1 protein-coding gene is annotated in these 440 nt (G+C 66.8%); it reads right to left on the bottom strand.

Annotated elements, in window-relative coordinates; genetic code table 11:
- The coding region (locus R1101_RS0125415) for an alpha/beta fold hydrolase (RefSeq protein WP_016935872.1) at positions 1-440 on the bottom strand (440 nt) is incomplete at both ends.

Raw genomic sequence — 440 nt, 5'->3', positions numbered from 1 at the left:
CGCAGGACCCTCAGCGCTTCGCTGACGATCGGCACCGAGATCAGGCGAAGGGCGGGATGAACATCCTTGGTGACACCGCCCGACGCGACGAGCACCAGGCGGTCGACCATGTGGGGGAACTGGTAGGCGAACTGCATCGCCACCCCACCACCGAGAGAGTGGCCGATCACCGTGACGGACTCGATCCCCAGGACCGACAGCAGGTCGCGCATGCCGTTCGCGTAGGCGGCCACCGAGTAGTCGGCGCGCGGCTTGTCGGAGCGGCCGTGTCCGAGCAGATCCGGGGCGATCACGGTGTACTTCTCCGCCAGGTGTGGAATGACGTCCTGCCAGGTCGACGAGTCGTCACCGATACCGTGCACGAGCAACAGGGCAGGACCGCTTCCGGCCATGCGGAACGCGCGTCGGTAACCGTGGATCGTGCGGAACACCATGCGGGG

Source organism: Rhodococcus sp. R1101 (assembly GCF_000278445.1).
Classification (GTDB): domain Bacteria; phylum Actinomycetota; class Actinomycetes; order Mycobacteriales; family Mycobacteriaceae; genus Rhodococcus; species Rhodococcus gordoniae.
The sequence above is the reverse complement of the archived record's forward strand: the minus strand, read 5'-3'. Positions and strand labels throughout refer to the sequence as shown.